This window comes from Bradyrhizobium sp. USDA 327, assembly GCF_041262065.1.
Lineage (GTDB): Bacteria > Pseudomonadota > Alphaproteobacteria > Rhizobiales > Xanthobacteraceae > Bradyrhizobium > Bradyrhizobium liaoningense.
This window is the reverse complement of sequence record NZ_JBGCCW010000001.1, coordinates 3,685,524-3,703,988: the sequence shown is the minus strand read 5'-3', so window position 1 is coordinate 3,703,988 and position 18,465 is coordinate 3,685,524. Positions and strand designations below refer to the sequence as shown.

The following is an 18,465-nucleotide window of genomic DNA, read 5'->3' as shown; positions in this document are numbered from 1 at the left end:
GCGGATCGAACCGGACCACGGAACGCAAGAGCGTTCCGTGGTCCTTCGCGACAAGCGTCCCGACACGTCGCCGCTGGGGCAGGAGAGGATTGTCGTCTAAATTCAGATTGCCAAAATTCCGGCCGTCCAACCGCGCGTCCACTCAGAACAGTGTCCGTGAGCTCGAAGGTGTCGTCCGCGTGTTGCGTCAGCGATCGGGTCGGATCGGCCATGTGTTTGCACGGCAACGCTCGAGGTTAGTCTTGGCATCCTGCCGTGGCCGTGGGCGGTGATGCGCGATCGTCAGGTTGAGAGCCGTGCATGGATGCCGTCCTGCGTCCAGTCATGACGCGCGAGCCGGCGCAAGGCTCCGGGCGCTTAGGAACTTGCGGTGGCATCTCGGGTTTTGGGTGCGGGGCCCGCAATCGAAGGGAAGAGTCATGCGGCAGAAGGCGAAGGTCGGGAACTATGATGCGCCCGCCGCCTGTTCAAGGACGTCCCTCCCGAAATCGTCGACGGCGGAGAGGCGCCGATTTCGGCATCGCGAATGCTGGATGAGGCACATGGTCAGGGGTGGATGACGATGAGGGACAGCACGTCGGATGTCGCCGACATCGGGAACGCCGTTCACTTGTGCATCGACATGCAGAACATCTTCGCTCCCGGCGGCCTTTGGGCGACGCCCTGGATGGAGCGTGTCCTGCCGACGATCGTTTCGGTCGTCTCGCGCAATCCGGCGAGAACGATGTTCACGCGCTTCATCGCCCCGCAGGATCCGGAGGATCGTCCGGGGCAGTGGCAGAGCTATTTTCGCCGCTGGCACCAGGCGACCCGCAGGCATCTGCCGCAGTCCGCCCTCGAGCTTGTGCCGTCCTTGAACCGCTTCGTTCCGCCGGCGGCCGTCATCGACAAGCCGGCCTATTCGGCTTTCAGCAATCCCGGTCTCGCGAGCCTGCTGGTCGAAAAGAAGATCGGTACCGTCGTGATATCAGGCGCAGAGACGGACGTCTGCGTGCTTTCGACGGTCCTGAGCGCCGTCGATCTCGGCTTCAGGGTCGTCATCGTCGAGGACGCGCTGTGCAGCTCGTCGGACGTCGGGCACGATGCGCTCATGACGATGTATCGCACCCGCTTTCACGGCCAGGTCGACCTGGTGACAGCGGAAGAGCTGGCCGAATTCTGGCGGGAGTAGGAAGCGAAGCGGGATACGATCCGACAATCGCGAAGGCAATGCGCACCCGGTGCCCTTTGTGATGGGTCAAGCGACGGCGGCCTCGGCCATCACCGAGGCTCAAGCGCGATGATCACGCCCTCGTTGCCCCGGAGCCGTTTCGTCACGGGACCCGGCGCTCATCGCCTTGCTTCACCTCGTTGTGCCCAGCGTGCGCTGCAATCTGCCTTGCGGCAGTTCGGGCGCTCTCGATGCCCTTGGGGAAACCGCTGCGGTTCGGATAGAGCTTGCGCCGTGCGTCGCGCGGCGGGCGTCGTGGCTTGGTGTCCTGCGCGGCGCGGTAGTCGAGCATGGCGATGCCGCCGACCATCAGCAGTGCGAGCGCGATGTTGCCCTTCTTGGGGTTGTCCGGTGTCAGCCCTGAGAGCAGCGCGGCGGCATCGAGGCCATCGCCGCCGACGCGGGCCCACAGGCCGGCGTTCTTGTCCACCGAGAGCGACATGATCCCGGCCAGGATCTCGCGCACCCCGAAGGCGCGGACCAGCGTCTCATGGCCTTCCATGCCGAGCGTGCGCGTGACGCGCCTTGGCGCAAGGAATTCGACGACGCCAAGACCGATGCTGAACCAGCCGAGTGCGCGCGCGAGCTGGTCCGCGGGCTGCTTCAGGCTCGGTCCGCCTTCGACGATCTTCGGGTCGCCCTTGGTGCGTACGATATTGGAGAAATGAAACATTGGTCTTGCTCCTCAGGGCTTCAGCACGACCTTGACGCAGGAATCGCGCTTGTCGCGGAACACCTGGTACATCTCGGGGCCCTGGCTGAGCGGCACGGTGTGGGTGATAACGAACGACGGATCGATCTCGCCCTCTTCGATGCGGCGGAGCAGGTCGTCGGTCCAGCGGTTGACGTGGGTCTGGCCGGTCCGCATCGTCAGCCCCTTGTTCATGAAGGCGCCCATCGGCATCTTGTCGGAGAGGCCGTTATAGACGCCGGCGACGGAGATGATGCCGCCGGGCCGGCAGACATAGATCATCTCGCGCAGCACGTGCGGCCGGTCGCTTTCCAGCATCACCATCTGCTTGGCGCGATCGAGCACTGTGTCGGGCTGGGACGCCATCACGTGAGCCTCCATGCCGGCGCAGTCGATGCACTTTTCGGGGCCCTTGCCGTCGGTGAGCTCGTTCAGCCGCTCCACCACGCTCTCGGTCTCGAAATTGATCGTGGTGGCGCCGCCGGCCTCGGCCATGCTGAGCCGCTCGGGCAGGCAGTCGATCGCGATCACCTGGTTGGCGCCGAGCAGGATGGCGCTGCGGATCGCCATCTGCCCGACCGGGCCACAGCCCCAGATCGCGACCGTATCGGTCGGCTCGATGTCGCATTGCACGGCGGCCTGCCAGCCGGTCGGGAAGATGTCGCTGAGGAATAGCAATTGCTCGTCGGGGATACCGGCGGGCACCTTGATGTGGGTGGCGTCGGCAAAGGGCACGCGCAGATACTCAGCCTGGCCGCCGGGATAGCCGCCGGTCAGATGCGTATAGCCGAACAGGCCAGCCGTCGTGTGTCCGAAGGCCTTGTCGGCCAGATGACGCTTGCGGTTGGTGGTCTCGCACACCGAAAAATTGCCGCGCTTGCACTGATCGCATTCGCCGCAAATGATCGTGAACGGCACGACGATGCGGTCGCCCTTCTTCAGCTTGCCGTCGACGCCCAAGCCGACCTCGACCACTTCGCCCATGGTCTCGTGGCCCATGATGTCGCCGGGCAGCATGCCGGGAATGAAATTGTGGAAGAGATGAAGGTCGGAGCCGCAGATGGCGCAGCTCGTGACCTTGATGATGGCGTCGCGCGGATCCTGGATCTCCGGATCGGTGACGGTGTCGCACCGGATGTCCTCCTTGCCGTGCCAGACCAGCGCCTTCATCTTCCGTCCTCCCGGTTGAACCACGTGCCATCTAAGTCCAGGAATGAACGATGGTTGCTACCGCCCCGCGCAAATTCTTCGCGCTGCGCAAATAGGAACGAGGGAGCAGGGCAGCGATTGAGCGTCATCACCTCAATTCCAAGGATGTGCGCATGCCCGCCAATCAACTCGCCGTCGTCACAGGCGCCTCCACCGGTATCGGCCTGGAACTCGCCAGGTGCTGCGCCCAGGCAGGTTTCAACCTCGTCATCGCGGCGGACGAGCCCCAGATCGAAAGGGTAGCCGTCGATCTGCGCCGGCTCGGCAGCAGCGTGGAGCCGGTCGAGGCCGACCTCGCCACCACCGAGGGGGTCGACAAGCTCTGTGCCGCCGTCGCCGACCGCCCGATCGATGCGCTGCTGGCCAATGCCGGCATCGGTCTCGGCAGGGCCTTCCTCGACCAGGACTTCGACAGGGTGAGACGCCTCATCGATACCAACATCACCGGCACGCTGTATCTGATCCACCGCGTCGGCAACGAGATGCTTCGCCGCAATGCGGGCCGGATCCTGATCACCGGCTCGATCGCGGGGTTCATGCCGGGCAGTTTCCAGGCTGCCTACAACGCCAGCAAGGCGTTCCTGGATTCATTCTCGTTTGCACTGCGCGAGGAGCTGCGCGACAGCGGCGTCACCGTCACCTGCCTGATGCCGGGTGCGACCGAGACCGAGTTCTTCCGCCGTGCCGGCATGATGGACACCAAGGTCGGCACCGAGAAGAAGGACGGCGCCTACGACGTCGCCAAGGCCGGGTTCGACGCAATGCTGCGCGGGGAGTCCGACATCGTCACCGGGCTGAAGAACAAGATCCAGACGACGGTCGCCAACGTCACGCCGAACGAGACGCTGGCCAAGCAGCACCGCAAGATGGCAGAGCCGGGCACCGCGCGGTCGTAGCGGCGCCGGCGCAATCTCGCGGCGCGGCGCGAGCCGTCTTGCGGACGGACAACGGAGATCGCCGATTCAAATAGCCTCATGCGGCCGCAGAGCGCTTCTGGGCAAGTGACGTCTTTTGAGTAACTTACGTTGCGCGGGGCGGAAGTTTTTCGGCGAGCCGAGCAACCGTTCCGCGTCAGGAACGTTGGACGCACGCCAGCGCGATTTTGCCTGGCATCATCAACATGTGAACGCAACGGCGCGCTCCACTGACTGACAGGGATACGCCATGACGATGATGCGGCGTCGGGTCAAGCATGAGGATACCTTGGAGGCGCGGCTGGCTGCCGAAGCGGAGCGGCTGCGCGAAGAGGCCAAATCGCTCCCGCCGGGCGCGGCGCGCGACGAGATGCTGCGCAAGGCGCGCCAGGCCGAGACGGGATCTCAGATGAGCGAATGGCTGCGATCGCCGGGCTTGCAGCCGCCCAGTTAGGGACCGCCGCTGCAGCGTGCAGCTGGTCAGGCTGCACGCGCCGGGAACGGGTCAGATGTCGGCGCGTACCGATGCGCTGGTGTCGTGGGCAGAAACCGGAAAAATGAGCACCACGTCCATCGTTCCCCGTTGCGTCCGGTTGTCACCCGGCGGTGCGGGAAATCAACGCCGCTTCGCCGCTTTGGTTCGCCGGTTGTAGGGCGAGCGGTTGACGGGCCTCAGCGAAATCCCTTCGCGTTGCGCCTTGCTGCGGATGGCAGCGACCGGCCGCTGAAGCTTGATGCTCATCACGCCGGTTGGCGTGTTGCCTTTCGCGAGCTGCTTCAGCTTGCTCACGTCCGCCGGCGTCCAGGGCTGGCGCGCGCGGCGCTTATACGCGGGATTGGCCTTGCGCGGTCCCTTGCGGCCAATCGGCGAGCCCGGCCGTTTCCATGCTGCTTTTGCCATGATGATCCTCCTTCAAGTCGTACTTGAACATGCGAATCGGCATTTCGGTTCCGGCGCAGTGCGGCGACGAAGGCCGCGCGCCCGTCTGCCGCGCAAAATTGCGTGGCGTTAACTTATTGAAATGCCGGAACCGCGAGTTGCGGCGGAAGCTACAAATTCGCTTCCGGAACCGGGCCGCCCCAACCGGCAGCGACTTGACTGACGAGCGGCTTGGGCCCCGGCGCCCAACCTCCCGTCGGGGCCAGCTTTCTTCCATCCAGATCCAACGTGAAAAACCATGACCGCCAAACGTAACCGCAGGAAACAGACCCAATCGCTCCAGGAGCGGTTGCCGCCTTCGCCGAAAGCAGCCGCGAGCGCGCGCGCAGCCTGCCACCCGGCCGGGAACGCGAGATGCTGCTGCGACGCGCCAAGCAGAACGAGGTGACCTCGAACCTGACAGAGTGGTTGAGCGCACCTGTCTCGCCAAGACGAGGACAGTCGTAATGGGGAGCATCAAGCATTACCGCGCGTTTCAGATCGATCCGGACGGCCACGTGTTCGGATGCATCAATCTGGTCTGCGACGATGACGAGCAGGCCAAGCGCGAAGCGGCCGCGCTCGTGCTGGCCCACCGCATCGAACTGTGGCGGCTCGACCGGCGGATCGCGAAATTCGATCTGCCGCGGGAGGCTGCTCGGCAGTAGAGCTGTGGGAACCGCGCGCTGCGCGGCGGGTTGGTCGATGACCGACTTTGCCAGGAGCCAGCATGACGGAAGCCGACGTTCGCAAGGGAATGCCGCCCGTCAAGCTGTCGCGCGAGGAGTTCGAGCGGCGTTACAAGGAGCAGTTCGTCGACCCTGCCTTTGCCCCGCTGCAACGTGAGCGCGATGCCATCACTGCTGCGGCCTGGGACGCCTATAGCCATTCGCGCAAGGCGCCGTTGATGCAGAAGGCGGGTGCAGGCTTCTCCGACCCCGACTACGATCTTGCCCTCGACTGGCTCGATGCGCGCGCAAAGATCCTGGAAGCGCAGCGGCGCCACGACGATGCGGACGAGATGCCGCGCATTCTCGTCATCAACGGCTCGGTGCGCAGCGAACACACCTGTCCCGGCGAGATGTCCAAGACCTGGCGGCTGGTCAAGCTGGCCGAGCCCGTCTTTATCGAGATGGGATATGCCGTCGACATCCTCGATCTGTCGCGCCTCGCCTCGGAGTTCGGCAAGACCATTCATCCCTGCAAGTCCTGCGTCGGCACCGCCATGCCGCTCTGCCACTGGCCGTGCAGCTGCTATCCGAACCATTCACTGGGCCAGACCGGCGACTGGATGAACGAGATCTATCCGCTCTGGGTTGCCGCCCACGGCATCCTGATCGTGACGCCGGTGCACTGGTATCAGGTGCCCGCCGGGCTCAAGGCGATGATGGACCGCATGGTCTGCGCCGACGGCGGCAATCCCGATCCGACCTCGACCCACGGCAAGAACGCCACCGAAGCCAAGGCGATGGAGCTGAAGGGCTGGCCCTATCCGCGCCATCTCGCCGGCCGTCATTTCGGCGTCGTCGTTCACGGCGATGCGGTCGGCGCCGAGGGCGTGCGCCGGGCCCTGTCCGACTGGCTGACCGACATGCAGCTGATCTCGGCGGGGCGCTTCGCCGAGCTCGACGGCTATGTCGGCTACATGGAGCCGTACGCCACCTCGCATCGCGATCTCGATGAGGACAGGGAATTCCAGCAGAAGGTGCAGAATGCGGCGCGTGCGCTGGGCAACGCGGTCCGGCTTGCAAGGAGCGGCCGCCTCGAGGAGCCCGGTACCGGTCTTGCGGACCCGAACCCGAAATGACACCGCCGCTCGATTGCCTGATCGTCGGCGGCGGCCCGGCCGGGCTGATGGCCGCGATCTATCTGGCGCGGTTTCATCGCAATGTCTGCGTCGTGGACGCCGGCGCCAGCCGGGCGGCGCTGATCCCGCGCAGCCACAATGTCCCGGGTTTCGTCCACGGGCTGTCCGGCACTGAACTGATCAAACGGATGTCGGCCCAGCTGGACGAGCTCGCCGTCACGCGCGTGGACGCCGAGGTCACCGCCCTGCAGCGACACGATCAGGGCTTTCTGGCGAGCTGGAATGGCCGCACGCATGCGGCCGCCGCCGTCATTCTCGCCTGCGGCATCGTCGATACCCATCCGCCGTTCGACGAATGGCGCGCCGCCGTTGCGGATGGGCTGTTGCGCTACTGCCCCGTCTGCGACGCCTTCGAGGCGACCGGCCGCCGCATCGGCGTCATCGGCCCGCTCGCGCGTGCCGCAGGCAAGGCGCTGTTCCTGCGGGGCTATTCGCGCGACGTCACGCTGCTCGCAACGGAGGGGGATGACGATCAGGCGGCAACGTCACGATTGGCCGAGGCGGATGTGGAGGTCCTGTTCGCGCCCGATCTGCGTTTGCGGCGGAGAGGCGAGGGCGTCGAAGCCGTATTCGCCGATGGCCGCACGGCGCAGTTCGACATGGTCTATCCCGCGATGGGTGCGGAGGTGCGCTCGCAGCTCGCGGTGTCGCTTGGCGCCGAACATACCGGGGAGGGCTATTTGAAGGTCGACGACCGTCAGCGCACGTCGATCGGTGGGCTCTACGGCATCGGCGACGTCGTCACCGACCTGCACCAGATCTCGGTCGCGTTCGGCCACGCCGCAATTGCCGCCTGCACGATCCACAACAGCCTGCCGCCGCGACTGGCCTGACCGGGGCCGCTGGCGGTGAGCCTCGCGATCGACCGGAGAAATCTGCGGCGAATGCGCCGAGGATTGCATCGGTGGCCTGAGGAGATGTCCATGCTGGAAGAGAAGCTCAAGGAAGCCATCATCGACGAGTTGAAGCGCCAAGCCGCCGACCGGCCGCAAGCGCTGAAGGTCCAGGGCGCGGGAGACGCGAAGGGCTCGGAGGAGCTGACCGTCAATGGCAAGATCGACCTTGGTGCGCTGGTCATGGTGATCGCAGGATCGGTTGCCGGCGGGCCTTAGACTAGCGCCGGTCAACTGCAGCTCTCATGCAGTTCGGGCGGAACGCCGCAGGGACTTCGGCGGCTGACCGAATGCGCGGATGAAGGCTCTGCGCATCCGCTCGGGGTCGCGAAAGCCGGTGGCTTGAGCGACGCGCTCGATCGCTTCTCCGGAGGACTGCACGCGCTCCCGTGCCACCTCGACCCGCAAGCGCTCGACGGCCTTCGTTGGCGTGGATCCGGTTTCGGCGATGAAGGAGCGGACGAAATGCCGTGAACTCAGGCCTGCGCGCTCGGCAAGTGCCTCGACCGTGAGAGGCGCATCCAGATTCTCGCGCACCCATGAAAGAAGGTTGCCGAAGCGCCCGTTCGGCGTCTTCAGTTCGAGCAAGGTCGAGAACTGCGATTGTCCGCCGCTGCGGCGATGGTACAGCACCAGCTGCCGAGCGGTCGCTTGCGAAATCTCTTCACCGTGGTCCTCGGCGATCATGGCGAGCGCCAGATCAATTCCTGCGGTGATTCCGGCCGATGTCCACACGCCGCCATCGCGGGTGAAGATCTGGTCCGGCTCGAGCCGGACCTTCGGGTAGCGTCCGATGAAGTCACGGGTGCAGGACCAATGCGTGGTCGCGCAACGACCGTCCAGAACTCCCGCCTCGGCGAGCAAATAGGCCCCCGAGCAGACGCTGGCCAGACGCACGCCGCGGCGCGCCAATCTCTGAATGAATGCGATCGTCGTCTTGCAGCGCGCCGCGTCCTCGACGCCTTCGCCACCTGCCACGAAAAGCGTCGTGACTGAGCTTGCCGATCGCAAGTTGCGCGCGAGCATCTCGGTGCCCGACGAACTGCGCACGGCGCCGGCCTTCGTGGCAACCGTTATCACACGCGGCGCATGCGGCGTGTGGCGTCTTGCGATCTCGAACACCGATATCGGGCCGGCGGCATCCAGCAATTGGAATTCGGGAAAGATCAGGAAGCCGATCATGAACGCGTCCAAAAATGAGGGAATTACGCCGTTTCCGCCCCCAAGGCCAACATGGCAGGCTGCCACCGTCAAGCGCGATGTCGAGGTTGGATATGTCGGGTCCGTTGCAGATCGGTCTTCTGGTTTTTCCCCGCGTTACCCAGCTCGATCTCACCGGCCCGGCCCAGGTCTTCTCCAGCCTGCCTGACGTGACGGTGCATCTGATCTGGAAACGCATCGAGCCCGTGCCGAGCGATTCCGTGATTGCGCTGACGCCGACCATCACCTTCGCCGATTGCCCGCAACTCGACGTGATCTGCGTCCCGGGTGGCTATGGCACCGACGAGCTGATGCTGGACGAGGAGGTGCTTGCGTTTCTGAAAGCGCAGGCGCGGGGCGCGAAATACCTGACTTCGGTCTGCACGGGTTCGCTCGTTCTCGGTGCGGCCGGCCTCCTGAAAGGATATCGCGCGGCCACGCACTGGACGGCGACCGATGCATTGCCGCTCTTCGGAGCCGAGGTGTCGCGCGAGAGGGTCTGCATCGATCGCAATCGCATGACGGGCGGCGGCATCACCGCCGGAATCGACTTCGCGCTCACGCTGGTTTCGATGTTGAGAGGCCGCGCGGCTGCGGAAATGATCCAGCTGCGCATGGAGTACAATCCCGAACCGCCTTTCCGGGCCGGTTCGCCAGATACCGCACCGGCTGCGATCGTTGCTGCGATGAAGGAGCGGGTCGCGCCCGCGCAGGCGAAGCGTCTGGAGTTCGTCAGGAGAGCCATTCATCAGGAGGGATAGCGCGGCGTTTCGAGGCAATCGCCGACAGTCGTCGCGGTGCCAGAGTGGAGGGGAAGATGGTGGATCACGTAGGGGCGTTGCAGTCATGGCACATCCGACTTTGCCGGTCGGTCTTCGGCGTCATCCTGACGCTGGGTCCGGTCGCATTCGCCGAACGGAGCCTGGCCGCCGATTTTTCCGGTGACGTTGTCCGGATCGGCATCATCAACGACCAGGCGGGACCATTGTCCGACCTTGCCGGACCTGGCTCCGTCGTCGCCGCGAAGATGGCGGTCCAGGATTTCCAGAAAGACGCGCCGGGCCTGAAGGTCGACATTGTCGTCGCCGACCATCAGAACAAGCCGGATATCGGCGCCCAGATCGTCCGCAAATGGTTCGACGTGGATGGCGTCGACATGGTGGCCGACGTCGGAAACTCGGCGGTCGCGCTCGCCATCCAGTCGATCGCGCGCGACAAGAACAGGATCGTCATCTACTCGGCGGTCGGGACCACCGAGATCGGCGGCAAGCAATGTTCGCGCACCGGTCTGATGTGGTTGCACGACAATTACAATCTTGTCGCCGGCTCGGTCCGAAAGCTGGTGTCGCAAGGATACGACAGCTGGTTCTTCATCGCGTCCGACTATGCGTTCGGGCGCAATATGGTCGAAGTGTCTCAGCGCGTGCTAGCGGCGACTGGTGCCAAGTCGCTCGGCGCGGTCTTTCATCCGCTGGGAAATGCCGACTACAGCTCTTTCCTGCTCCAGGCCCAGGCCTCGAAGGCCAAAGTGGTCGCGTTCGCCAATGCTGGCGAACAGCTCGTGACCTCGATGAAGCAATGGAATGAATTCGGAATGAATGCCGGGTCTCAGAAGGCCGTCGCCGAGCTCATGTTCCTGACCGATGTGCACGCCATGGGCGCCGATACGGCCAAGGGATTGACGACGGTTACCGCCTGGTACTGGGCGCTCAACGAGGCGACGCGGGCGTTCGCCCAGAGGTTCTACAAGCTTCACAACGCCATGCCGACCGCGCCGCAAGCCGCCGTCTATTCGGCCGTCCTGCAGTACCTGAGGGCTGCGGCTGCTGCAGGGACGGATGAAACTAATGCTGTCCTGGAGCAGATTCGGTCAATGCCCGTAGACGACTTCTATGCGCCTGGCGCGCGGCTGCGCGCTGACAACAAACTGGTGCACGATTTCTATCTCGTCGAAGTCAGGAAGCCTTCGGACGTGAAGACGCCCTGGGACTACTACGACGTTGTCGAGAGAATACCTGCCGAGGAAGCCTATCTCCCGTTGAGCCAGAGTGAATGCCCGCTGCTGAAGACCTCGCAGAACTAGCGCCGCGCCGGCCTTGCGCCCCTTAAGCGCGCCCCTTCAGCCATACTCCTCGCCGATGCCGTATTCCCGGTAGATCTCCAGCGGGTCGATCTCGGGAAACAGGCGGCATTTGGCCTGGGCGAGGTGCAGGCTCACCGCCGCCGGCTCCTTGCCGTTCGCGAGCAGCTTTCGGATGTCGTCCATATGCGCGTTCGGCTGGTGCTTCGGTGCGAGCTGCTCCAGCGCGACCAGGGCGGTTGCGAGCGCCTCGGTCAGAACCCACTCGTCGTGGCCCGTGATTCCCTTCTTCGGCATCGGCAGACCCCACATATGGCGGCGGCCGGCAGTTTACCGCGACTTCGGCCAAATCGCCATTGAGCCGTCGCGGGCAGTCCGATCGGCCATATTCCGGCCTGTGTTGTGGCCGCGTCTGGCTAAAAGGCGGCAAGTTTCGGGGCGATAGTATCTTTGTTGAAACAAACTTGGCGTAGACGGGCCGCTGCCGCATCCAGGCCGGCAGTTCCGGTCCGGGTCCCCATCCCGAAATTTCGCAACACGATCGAGTTGCGCCCCCGCAAAGGTTCGAGCCAGCATGGCCTTTCTTAGCTTCGTCTACCGCTTCCTCACCAATTTCGCGTTCATGGCGGTGGTCTATTTCAGCCTGAACTTCATGGAGAAGTATCCGAACCGGGCGATCCTGGCGATCCTGGTGCTGGTCTATGCCGGCATGCGCGCCGCCTCGACGCTGCGTGCGTTCTACTTCTTTCAGAAGATCGAGAAGCTGGAGGCCGAGACCAAGCGCCTGCAGGCTTCGATCAGTGACGGTTCAGGCGGAGCCTCGGCGCGCAGGCAGGTCGTCGCCGACGTGGCGCGGCTGCGGCGCGATGGCGAGCTCAAGTCCTATATGGACCTGTTCTTCCTGGCGCTGATCGTGCTGCTCTGCGTCGCCGCGATCATGCGGCAGTGAGGGCTCAGGCGCGCTTCTTCAGGCTGGCGACGCGGGTCGGGCGGGTGGTGGCGCTCCTGGATGCCGGGCCCTTGGGTGCAGTGCCCGTGGCTGTCGTGCCCCGGGCTGTCGTGCCCCTGGGCTGCTCGGCATGTTCCGGTGCCGCCGCCGCCGCATGCGCCGTGCGCCGTCCCTGCAGCTTGGCCGCCTTGCCCTTTGCTGCTTTGGCATGTGCGGCCTTGTCCTTGGCCGCACGAGTTGCCTCGGCCGCCATCGCCAGCCGCGTCGCGGCACGCCGCGACAGGGTCGTCGACAGCAGCACCTCGACCGAGCCTTCGGGGATCGCAAAGAGCGCGCGGCCGGGCACGGGCAGGGTGGCCGCGACATTGGCCTGCGCCATGGTCCGGAGCGGCAGCAGCGGCTGATGCTCGGCCTGCGCATTGAGGTCGGCAAGAGCGGGCGCCGGCAGCGTCCGGGTCTGCGTGAACACGAAATTGGGCACGCGCGGCCAGCGCGCGATCGGCGTCGTCTCGGTCGGCGGATGCAGCAGCCATTCCACCGTCGTGGTCGGCGTCGCCGGGCGCTCGGCGGTCGCGGGCACCACATGCACGATGCGATAGCCGCGCGCCTTGAGGTCGCGGATGATCTTGGGCAGCGCCGCCACCGTGCGGGCCTGGATGTCGTGCAGCAGCAGGATACCCTTGCCCTTGGCCTCCAGCCGCTGGATCGCGAGCTGGTAGACGCGGTCGGACGACACGTGCCGCCAGTCGTCGGCGGGGAAATCGGCGCTCCAGACCTGGATGCCGCGCGAGATCAGATAGTTCTCGACGCCCTCGGCGCGCATCAGGCCGGGAATGCGGAAAAACGGGGCGAGCTGGGACTGATCGGTCATCGCGGCCGACGTCCACGCGATTCCGCCGTTGATCTCGGCCTCGGCCTTTTCGATCGGCATCCGATCGAAGGTCAGCGGATGGTCCATGCTGTGCGTGCCGACGGTATGGCCCGCCGCGACCAGCTTGCGCACGCCTTCCGGATTGGCCTTGGCCTGGCTGCCGATGATGAAGAAGGTCGCCTTGATGCACTCGTCGGCGAGGATCTGGAGCACCTGGTTGGAATATTTCGGCAGCGGACCGTCGTCGAAGGTCAGGACGACCTCATGGTCCTTCAGCGGCAACGTCTCGCGGTATTGCATAGTGCCGATCAGCGGATGCTCGCGCGGATCGACCACGAGGGTGCGGGAGGTGCCGAGGGCGTCCGGGTGGCCGGGACAGTCGGCTGCTAAGGCCGCCGGTGTGCCGACAGTCAGCATTCCCAGACAGAGGACGATCCACGATCGCGTCCGCAAAACAACGCTAATTCCGATCATGAACCTCGTCTGCCCTCGTGCGTGATTGCCGCCTTGGTAGGTCGGAGACGCCCCGGAATGGTTCAGGCGCAATACCCAACCATCTTTGCAGGAGGTAGCATGAACAGAGTGTTAATTGGGCCGGGATCACCCCATTTTGCGCTGGCGTGACATTCCGGCATCAATGCGCATCGGCGCTCTTCTGCGGCGTGCCCGCCGGTACGACGTGGACCACCCGATAGCCGTTCTCCCTCAGATACCGCAGAAAGGCCGGCATCATTGCGGCCGTGCGCACCTTGTTGTCGTGGAAGAGGATGATGCCCTTGCCGCTCGCCGCCAGGCGGTCGGTGACGAGTTTCAATTCCTGCTCCGGCGTGATCTCCTCCCAGTCGCTGGCCCATAGGTCGGCCCCGAACACGACGATGCCGCGCGACTGGAGCAGGTCGAGCTGTGCTTGCGTCGACTCGAAATAGGGAAAGCGGAAGAACGGCGTCGAGGGTATCGTCGTCGAGCTGCCGTGCAGCGCCATCTCGTCGGCAGCGATACCGCGATCGATGTCGGCCTTCGACTTGTCGAACGGGATATGCGCCATGAACGGGTGCGACCAGGTATGGTGGCCGACGGTGTGGCCCTCGCGGGCGATGCGCTTGACCATGTCGGGATACTCGGCGGCGTGCTGGCCGATCAGGAAGAAGGTCGCGCGCACGCACTCCTGCGCCAGCGCTGCCAGCACCTTCGACGTCGTCGGCGGGAACGGGCCGTCGTCGAAGGTCAGCACGACCTCGTGATCCGCCAGCGGCAGCGTCTGGGGAAAGCTCTTCAGGCCGACGCGTGGATACGTCTTCGCGTCAACGCTCAGGATGCGCGAGGTGCCGAGCGCGTCCTTGCGCGGGCACTCGGCGGCATCGGCCGAGGCGATGCCGATGATAGAAGCGATGACCGCGCCCGCCGTCATCGATGTCCATTTCAGTCGAAGCATCTTTGTCATTGCGCTCAGAGTTGCCTTGTGGGTATTGCCTGAACCATCAGCTCAGACCACTGGTTCCAACCTGTCAACCGGCGAGGCGCGCCATGGATGAACATATGGACGTTGCCCCATCCGCCTTGGATTCGGTACTCGACCACGTGCCGATGCGCAATGAGAACGGCGAAATTCGTCACGAATTCGTCGAAGAAATTGCCCGGGCGATCGAGGCTGGCGACAGCGCTGCGCTGCGTGCCTGCGTCGCCGAGCTGCACGAGGCCGATCTCGGCGATCTGATCGCCGCCCTGGAGCCCGACGACCGCGTCCGCCTGGTCGAGCTGACGGGGCGCGATTTCGACTTTTCGGCCCTGAACGAGGTCGACGAGGCCGTCCGCGAGGAGATCCTCGAGGAGCTGCCGCCGGAGACGGTCGCCGAGGGCGTCCGCGAGCTCGAATCCGACGATGCCGTCGAGCTCCTGGAAACCCTCGACGAGGCCGAGCAGGAGGAGATCCTCGAAAAGCTGCCGCTCAAGGAGCGCGTCGCGCTCGAGCGCAGCCTGCTCTATCCGGAGAACTCCGCCGGCCGCCGGATGCAGACCGAGTTCATCGCCGTGCCCCAGGATTTCACCGTGGGCCAGGCGATCGACTACATGCGCGAGACGCCGGATCTGCCCGACCGCTTCTACGAGATCTACGTCGTCGACAAGGACCAGCACTGGCTGGGCGCGGTGCCGCTCGACGTGCTCTTGCGCACGCGCCGCCCGGTGGCGCTGACCGAGCTGACCGACGAAGACCGCCGCCGCGTCTCCGTCCTGGAAGACCAGGAAGAGGTGGCGCGCATGTTCGGCAAGTACAATCTCGTCGCCGCGCCCGTGCTCGATACCCAGGACCGCCTGGTCGGCGTCATCACCGTCGACGACGTCGTCGACGTCATCGAGGAGGAGGCGGACGAGGACCTCAAGGCGCTCGGCGGCGTCACCAGCGACGAAGAGCTGTCGGACACCTTCCTGACGATTGCGCGCGGCCGCTTCAACTGGCTGCTGGTGAATCTCGCCACCGCCTTTCTGGCGTCCTCCGTGCTCGGCCTGTTCGAGGGTCAGCTGGAACAGATGGTGGCGCTCGCGGTGCTGGCGCCGATCGTGGCGAGCCAGGGCGGCAATGCCGCGACCCAGACCATGACGGTGGCGGTACGCGCGCTCGCCACCCGCGAGCTTGGCTCCTCCAACGCATGGCGGGTGGTGCTGCGCGAGACGCTGGTCGGCCTCGTCAACGGCCTCGCCTTCGCCGTGATCACGGGCATTGCCGCGGTCGCCTGGTTCAAGATCCCGGGCCTCGGCATCGTCATTGGGCTCGCCATCATCTGCAACCTCGTCGCCGGCGCACTCGGCGGCATCCTGATCCCGATGGCACTGGATCGCGTCCGGGCCGACCCGGCGGTGGCGTCGGGCACCTTCGTGACCACCGTGACCGACGTGGTCGGCTTCTTCTCCTTCCTCGGCATCGCGACCCTCTGGTTCGGGCTGAAGTAGGGAATTTGCCGCGCGCTCTCGCGTCCCGGGCGCGCTGCGGCGCCAATAGCGCGTCGAAGACGCGCGTAAACGCGCTTATGGCCGCTGCTGCGCAGAACCGGAACCTAGAAAGCTGCACGGCACGCTGTTGCGACATGGGCCCCGGCTCTGCGGCACACACGCGAAGCCGCGCTGGGCCGCGTCCGGGACACGGGACCTCGCATCTTTAATCCGAACTTAAGCGACCTGCCGCATCATCGCTGTGCTTGGGGGAATGGGCATGCGGTTGCGGCTGAAGGCGGACGGACGGATCGTCGAATTGCGGGATGGGCAGGAATTTCCGGTCCAGCCTGCGGCCAATGCCGCGCCGGGCGACACCGGCCCGCTCGCGGTGCGCGATCTGCGGCGCCGCGCCTGCCTGACCCAGATGGAGTTCGCCGCCAAGCTCGGCGTCCCCGTCGAGACCATCCGCAATTGGGAGCAGGGCAAGCGCGCTCCACGGGGGCCTGCCCGCGCGCTGCTCGCGGTGATCGCGCATGCGCCGGACACCGTGTTTCAGGCTCTCGCCAAGGTCTGACGCACACCTCTCGTTAGTCTTGCACCTGAATATCCGCCCCGATCGTTGCGGCGTCCGTTGGCAGCATCATTGGCCGGGTCCATAATGACATTTCGGGCTGCCGCAACAGAGAGGATTTCTCATGCTGTTCGTCGAGGCCAATGGCGCGAGAATCCCGGCGATCGGGCTCGGGACCTGGGAGCTGAGCGGCAGGCCTGCCGCGCGCGTGGTCGAGCAGGCGCTGCGGCTCGGCTATCGTCACATCGACACCGCGCAGGTCTACGACAATGAGCGCGAGGTCGGCGATGGCTTGCGCGCCTCCGGCGTGCGCCGCGACGACGTCTTCCTCACCACCAAGGTCTGGACCAACCATTTCGCGCCCAACGATCTCGAACGCTCGGTCAAGGAGAGCCTCGCCCGGTTGCGGCTTCCCTCCGTCGATCTGTTGCTGCTGCACTGGCCCAATTCCCACGTGCCGCTGGCGGAGACGCTGGGCGCGCTGTCGCATGCCAGGCAAATGGGACTGACCCGCCACATCGGCGTCTCCAATTTCACGGTGGCGCTGATCGAGCAGGCGGTCGCGCTGTCGGCCGAGCCGCTCGTCTGCAACCAGGTCGAATATCACCCTTATCTCGACCAGGCGAAGGTGAGGGCGGCCTGCGACCAGCACGGCCTCGCGCTGGTCGCCTACAGTCCGATTGCGAGGGGCCGCATCAAGTCCGATCAGACGCTTGCCGAAATCGGGCGCGCCCACGGCAAGACGCCGGCGCAGGTCTGCCTGCGCTGGCTGGTGCAGCAGAATGTCGCTGCGATCCCGCGCACCTCGCGCGTCGAGCGTCTGTCGGAAAACATCGACATCTTCGATTTCGAGCTGTCGGAGGACGAGATGAGCCGGGTCGCCGGGCTAGCCAATCCCAGGGGACGCCTGACCGATTTCGGCTTCGCGCCAAAATGGGATTGAGGGGGACTTCCGTTATGCTAGGACCGCGGCAGCAACCCAAGATCGGTCGATGGAACTGCGGAAGATCATACGGACGGACATTGCGGCGTCGGCGATCGCGCATCTGACGCTGGTGGGGCTGATCATCCTGATCAGCGAAGTCCATCCGTTCCACGCCGCGCCGCCCGAGACCGTGATGGTGGACATCGTCACGCCGGAGCAGGTGAAGCAGGAAGAGGCCAAGGCCGAGGAGAAGTCCAAGGACGAGGCAAAGGAGAAGCCGCCGGAGCCGCTCCCCGATCTGAAGTTGCCGAAGCTGGATGTCACCGACAAGGCCGACGCAGCGCCGAAGGCCGCGGCCAAGCAGGAGGCTGCTGCTCCATCGCCATCCCCGCAGGCCTCGCCCGAGGCAAGGCAGAACCAGCCGCCATCCTCGCAGCCGCAGAAGCAGCGCGAGGCCAATGTGCAACCGCCGCCTCAGCCGCCTCAGCAGTCGCAGTCGCAACCGCCACCTCAGGTAATGCAGCAGCCGCAGGCCACGCCGCCGCCGGCCTATCTGCCTCCGGAGCCGGACGTCACCGTCAAGTACGGCGTCATGTTGGGCCTTCCGCCTGAACTGCCGACGGAGCTTCTGAAAGATGTCCCCAAGGACGATGGCGGCGACGCCAAGGATTCGATCGCCGCGAAGCTTCCACCCGAGGTTATCGCCGCGCTTCGCCGCCACCTGAGAAGCTGCGCCAAGCTGCCGGCGGGGGTCGCGCCGACCGACAACGTCCAGGTCAAGCTGCGCACGGTGTTCGCCACCGACGGCACGCTGGCACGCGAGCCGATCCTGCTCGAAGCTCCGCCGTCCGCGAAGGGCGTGGCTATCGTCAAGTCCGCAATGAGCGCGCTCCAGAACTGCCAGCCCTACAAGATGTTGCCGGCCGACAAGTACGGGGAATGGAAGGTGCTGGACTTGCCGTTCAGCCCGCGGGATTTCGGCGGGTAGCGTGGACCCGGATCCTGCTGTGTCGCCCTCTGTCAATCCGCTCGCACGAAGGCGGAAGCAAACCAGAATCCCTCCGAGGTGACAGTCTGGATTGCTTCGTCGCAAGAGCTCCTCGCAATGACGAGGAGGAGAGAGCCTGCGCCAAATTCCACTCTCGTGCCCCGGACGCAGCGCAGCGTCCCTCGACGGTGCGCCGCAGAGCCGGGGCCCATGTCGCCGTGTCGTACTGTGGCCCTGGGTCCCCGCCGCA

Annotated in this window: 21 protein-coding genes and 1 pseudogene; 15 read left to right on the top strand and 7 right to left on the bottom strand. The window is 65.2% G+C overall.

Translation table 11 applies throughout. The annotated features are described in order from the left end of the window. Positions 1-562: 562 nt before the first annotated feature. Entirely contained in the window at positions 563-1,171 is a 609-nt protein-coding gene (locus tag ABIA42_RS17090) for a cysteine hydrolase family protein (protein ID WP_271529503.1), read from the top strand. Between the two features lie 142 nt (positions 1,172-1,313). On the opposite strand, the gene ABIA42_RS17085 is transcribed toward ABIA42_RS17090, so the two are convergent. Further along, complete coding sequence (locus ABIA42_RS17085) at positions 1,314-1,883, bottom strand: hypothetical protein (RefSeq protein WP_370123024.1); 570 nt, start codon at positions 1,881-1,883, stop codon at positions 1,314-1,316. A gap of 12 nt (positions 1,884-1,895) precedes the next feature. Further along, a complete protein-coding gene (locus tag ABIA42_RS17080; protein ID WP_370143796.1) occupies positions 1,896-3,071 on the bottom strand; it encodes a zinc-dependent alcohol dehydrogenase in 1,176 nt (391 codons plus the stop codon). A 152-nt stretch (positions 3,072-3,223) separates the two neighbouring features. Here ABIA42_RS17080 and ABIA42_RS17075 point away from each other — a divergent pair, with 152 nt between their 5' ends. Continuing rightward, positions 3,224-4,006, top strand: coding sequence for an SDR family NAD(P)-dependent oxidoreductase (locus ABIA42_RS17075; protein WP_370123030.1), 783 nt, complete (start codon positions 3,224-3,226; stop codon positions 4,004-4,006). Positions 4,007-4,280: 274 nt separating this feature from the next. Beyond that, positions 4,281-4,478 (top strand): hypothetical protein, encoded by a 198-nt coding sequence (locus tag ABIA42_RS17070; protein WP_370124066.1) that lies wholly within the window; start codon positions 4,281-4,283, stop codon positions 4,476-4,478. A 162-nt stretch (positions 4,479-4,640) separates the two neighbouring features. Here ABIA42_RS17070 and ABIA42_RS17065 read toward each other — a convergent pair whose 3' ends face one another. Next, positions 4,641-4,925, bottom strand: a complete 285-nt coding sequence (locus ABIA42_RS17065; protein ID WP_057197072.1) for a hypothetical protein — start codon at positions 4,923-4,925, stop codon at positions 4,641-4,643. 277 nt (positions 4,926-5,202) lie between these two features. Here ABIA42_RS17065 and ABIA42_RS17060 point away from each other — a divergent pair. From ABIA42_RS17060 to ABIA42_RS17040, 5 genes and pseudogenes are all read left to right on the top strand, one after another. Further along, a pseudogene (locus ABIA42_RS17060) lies at positions 5,203-5,411 on the top strand (hypothetical protein). Next, positions 5,411-5,611: a hypothetical protein gene (locus ABIA42_RS17055; RefSeq protein ID WP_271529498.1), complete on the top strand. Its 201-nt coding sequence runs from the start codon at positions 5,411-5,413 to the stop codon at positions 5,609-5,611. The pseudogene ABIA42_RS17060 and the gene ABIA42_RS17055 overlap by 1 nt, the downstream one beginning before the upstream one ends. Positions 5,612-5,673: 62 nt before the next feature. After that, complete coding sequence (locus ABIA42_RS17050) at positions 5,674-6,750, top strand: flavodoxin family protein (RefSeq protein ID WP_370123035.1); 1,077 nt, start codon at positions 5,674-5,676, stop codon at positions 6,748-6,750. After that, the gene (locus tag ABIA42_RS17045) at positions 6,747-7,643 is read left to right on the top strand and encodes an NAD(P)/FAD-dependent oxidoreductase (protein WP_271529496.1); all 897 of its coding nucleotides are present in this window, start codon (positions 6,747-6,749) and stop codon (positions 7,641-7,643) included. Before ABIA42_RS17050 ends, ABIA42_RS17045 begins: the two co-directional genes overlap by 4 nt. A 90-nt stretch (positions 7,644-7,733) precedes the next feature. Further along, positions 7,734-7,922, top strand: a complete 189-nt coding sequence (locus ABIA42_RS17040; protein WP_271529495.1) for a hypothetical protein — start codon at positions 7,734-7,736, stop codon at positions 7,920-7,922. Between the two features lie 24 nt (positions 7,923-7,946). Here ABIA42_RS17040 and ABIA42_RS17035 read toward each other — a convergent pair whose 3' ends face one another. Continuing rightward, entirely contained in the window at positions 7,947-8,885 is a 939-nt protein-coding gene (locus ABIA42_RS17035; protein ID WP_370123040.1) for a GlxA family transcriptional regulator, read from the bottom strand. 92 nt (positions 8,886-8,977) lie between these two features. Here ABIA42_RS17035 and ABIA42_RS17030 point away from each other — a divergent pair, with 92 nt between their 5' ends. Both ABIA42_RS17030 and ABIA42_RS17025 read left to right on the top strand, forming a co-directional pair. Continuing rightward, positions 8,978-9,664, top strand: a complete 687-nt coding sequence (locus tag ABIA42_RS17030) for a DJ-1/PfpI family protein (RefSeq protein ID WP_370123043.1) — start codon at positions 8,978-8,980, stop codon at positions 9,662-9,664. 56 nt (positions 9,665-9,720) lie between these two features. Next, positions 9,721-10,986 carry an ABC transporter substrate-binding protein gene (locus tag ABIA42_RS17025; protein WP_370123046.1) on the top strand — a complete coding sequence of 422 codons (1,266 nt, stop codon included), beginning with the start codon at positions 9,721-9,723 and terminating at the stop codon, positions 10,984-10,986. Positions 10,987-11,022: 36 nt separating this feature from the next. Here ABIA42_RS17025 and ABIA42_RS17020 read toward each other — a convergent pair whose 3' ends face one another. Continuing rightward, positions 11,023-11,280 carry a hypothetical protein gene (locus ABIA42_RS17020; protein ID WP_193374346.1) on the bottom strand — a complete coding sequence of 86 codons (258 nt, stop codon included), beginning with the start codon at positions 11,278-11,280 and terminating at the stop codon, positions 11,023-11,025. Between the two features lie 277 nt (positions 11,281-11,557). Between ABIA42_RS17020 and ABIA42_RS17015 the strand changes: the two genes are divergently transcribed. Then, positions 11,558-11,932: a hypothetical protein gene (locus ABIA42_RS17015; protein ID WP_239624072.1), complete on the top strand. Its 375-nt coding sequence runs from the start codon at positions 11,558-11,560 to the stop codon at positions 11,930-11,932. Positions 11,933-11,936: 4 nt separating this feature from the next. Here ABIA42_RS17015 and ABIA42_RS17010 read toward each other — a convergent pair whose 3' ends face one another. Both ABIA42_RS17010 and ABIA42_RS17005 read right to left on the bottom strand, forming a co-directional pair. Beyond that, complete coding sequence (locus ABIA42_RS17010; RefSeq protein WP_370123051.1) at positions 11,937-13,277, bottom strand: polysaccharide deacetylase family protein; 1,341 nt, start codon at positions 13,275-13,277, stop codon at positions 11,937-11,939. A gap of 160 nt (positions 13,278-13,437) precedes the next feature. Next, on the bottom strand, positions 13,438-14,244 hold the full coding sequence (locus tag ABIA42_RS17005; protein ID WP_370123053.1) for a polysaccharide deacetylase family protein: 807 nt from the start codon (positions 14,242-14,244) through the stop codon (positions 13,438-13,440). Between the two features lie 83 nt (positions 14,245-14,327). Between ABIA42_RS17005 and mgtE the strand changes: the two genes are divergently transcribed. The 4 genes from mgtE to ABIA42_RS16985 all read left to right on the top strand — a co-directional run bounded on the left by mgtE (position 14,328) and on the right by ABIA42_RS16985 (position 18,215). Beyond that, positions 14,328-15,749, top strand: coding sequence for a magnesium transporter (gene mgtE / locus ABIA42_RS17000; protein WP_271529491.1), 1,422 nt, complete (start codon positions 14,328-14,330; stop codon positions 15,747-15,749). Between the two features lie 253 nt (positions 15,750-16,002). Next, positions 16,003-16,305 (top strand): DNA-binding transcriptional regulator, encoded by a 303-nt coding sequence (locus ABIA42_RS16995; RefSeq protein ID WP_131867921.1) that lies wholly within the window; start codon positions 16,003-16,005, stop codon positions 16,303-16,305. Positions 16,306-16,426: 121 nt separating this feature from the next. After that, complete coding sequence (locus ABIA42_RS16990) at positions 16,427-17,245, top strand: aldo/keto reductase (RefSeq protein ID WP_271529490.1); 819 nt, start codon at positions 16,427-16,429, stop codon at positions 17,243-17,245. A 49-nt stretch (positions 17,246-17,294) separates the two neighbouring features. After that, the gene (locus ABIA42_RS16985) at positions 17,295-18,215 is read left to right on the top strand and encodes a hypothetical protein (RefSeq protein WP_370123058.1); all 921 of its coding nucleotides are present in this window, start codon (positions 17,295-17,297) and stop codon (positions 18,213-18,215) included. The last annotated feature ends 250 nt before the right edge of the window (positions 18,216-18,465 follow it).